At 41.3% G+C, this 1,586-nt stretch carries 6 protein-coding genes; all 6 read left to right on the top strand.

Translation table 11 applies throughout. The features are described 5' to 3' along the window. Positions 1-187: hypothetical protein (locus JCM14108_RS14760; RefSeq protein WP_035181550.1), on the top strand; the 187-nt coding region annotated here is incomplete at its 5' end. Further along, positions 184-585: a YopX family protein gene (locus tag JCM14108_RS13830; protein ID WP_035181549.1), complete on the top strand. Its 402-nt coding sequence runs from the start codon at positions 184-186 to the stop codon at positions 583-585. The genes JCM14108_RS14760 and JCM14108_RS13830, both read left to right, overlap by 4 nt. A 10-nt stretch (positions 586-595) precedes the next feature. Next, positions 596-775 (top strand): hypothetical protein, encoded by a 180-nt coding sequence (locus tag JCM14108_RS13825; protein WP_035181548.1) that lies wholly within the window; start codon positions 596-598, stop codon positions 773-775. After that, positions 768-944: a hypothetical protein gene (locus tag JCM14108_RS14755; RefSeq protein WP_160168521.1), complete on the top strand. Its 177-nt coding sequence runs from the start codon at positions 768-770 to the stop codon at positions 942-944. Before JCM14108_RS13825 ends, JCM14108_RS14755 begins: the two co-directional genes overlap by 8 nt. A 32-nt stretch (positions 945-976) precedes the next feature. Beyond that, complete coding sequence (locus JCM14108_RS13820; RefSeq protein WP_035181547.1) at positions 977-1,264, top strand: hypothetical protein; 288 nt, start codon at positions 977-979, stop codon at positions 1,262-1,264. 93 nt (positions 1,265-1,357) lie between these two features. Continuing rightward, positions 1,358-1,586 (top strand): hypothetical protein (locus JCM14108_RS13815; RefSeq protein WP_035181546.1); only part of this gene is annotated, 229 nt, incomplete at its 3' end.

Genomic DNA, 1,586 nt, shown 5'->3' with positions numbered 1-1,586 from the left:
AACACTTGATGTGCCAGCATGGTTTAAAGATTGGATAGCCAACGTGTATCAATCACCGTGGTTGACGGATAAACCATTTGACTATCTGATTTACCACATTATCGAGAACAATTATTACGGTCATTCGGATTGGTTAGCGGAAAATCATCGGGAAGCAATCCGGTACGTCATGGAGGCAGATAAATGAGCAGAGAAATTAAATTCAGAGCGTGGCATATGCCTTTTGGAGAAAAAGGACCATTTCAGGAAATGATTTATAAGCGTGCAAGTAGTATTTTGAGCTTTGCCAATATGGATCCTGATTCATATATCGTTGAACAATTTACGGGGCTGAAAGATAAAAACGGCAAGGATATCTATGAGGGCGATATCGTCAAATACATTAGCGAAGATGGATATTCGTTTTTAGGACCGGTCAAATATCTCATTGATGAAGATTACCCAGCCTTTGATATTCCGACCGAGTACATTCCTGATGGTTGGCAGTTTGCCAGCAATATTTTAAACACCGGAGCGGCTGAGAATGCCATTGAAGTGGTTGGAAACGTGCACGAAGACAGCGATTTACTGGAGGGCGGAAAATGAAACATGCACATTGGTTGAGCTAAAGAGTGAGACAGATGGAAATGAATGGATTAACTTGGATGCAATTCAATCAATTGCTCCAAATGGAGCAGATGGCGTTGAGCTTTTTTACAAAAATGGAATGACTGAAGGATTTAAATTTCCTTATGAAAAAATTGGCGACTTGTTGGAGGAACACAAAAATGATTGATCGCGCTAACGTTACAAATATGTTGAGCCAATTGGTTGAGAAGCGCCTGACGTCACAGCAGATGTATTGGAGCCCCGAGGTTGACTTTGACTGGGGCACTGATCACAACCGGCGGATTGATTACGTGGCTTTAAACCGTACACGCCGGACTATGTCACCACACCCGTAAGTGTCGAAAAAGGGACGTTTATCTGCTATGAAGTGAAGTCTTGCTGGGAAGATTTTAAATCGGGGCATGGGCTGTCTTTCTTTGGCGACGAAAATTATCTTGTTTGCCCGAAAGAGCTTGCTGAGGAAATTATTGCCCGACAGGTGTTAGAGCGAAAGAATTTAAATGGCATTTTGGTGCCAAACAAATCAGGCACAGCGTTATATGCAAAGTATGAGCTGACAGATGTTCATATGACAGCCCGAACCAGAATTGCCAGTGAAATGCTGTGGGCGATTGTGCAGGCACACGAACGGCCAAGACGAACGGAGGAAAGTTGAAAGTTTGAAAAGGAGTTGGCGTTTTTAAGAAAAAAAGGCAAACAGTTAACATTGGCTATGCATGTTAACTTTTAGAAATTGGAGGGTGATTAAATGTTACTGCAACAAACTAAAAATTATGTAAAAGATGTCTTATTATCAGACCGTATGAATGGGTTTGATTCGGCTGGCTTTATTGCAAGCTCTTTTCTGGCAAAATTAGACGAGTTTTCAATGCATGAAGATTTATGTAGCTTAACTGATATGGCTGAGAATATTTTGGAAAATCGTGAAGAGTTTACTGCTTACGTTGTTAAGGCATTTCAGGATGCGGAGGATTACT

It is taken from the genome of Lentilactobacillus farraginis DSM 18382 = JCM 14108, assembly GCF_000583655.1.
In the GTDB taxonomy this organism is placed as follows: Bacteria; Bacillota; Bacilli; order Lactobacillales; family Lactobacillaceae; genus Lentilactobacillus; species Lentilactobacillus farraginis.
The sequence above is the reverse complement of the archived record's forward strand: the minus strand, read 5'-3'. Positions and strand labels throughout refer to the sequence as shown.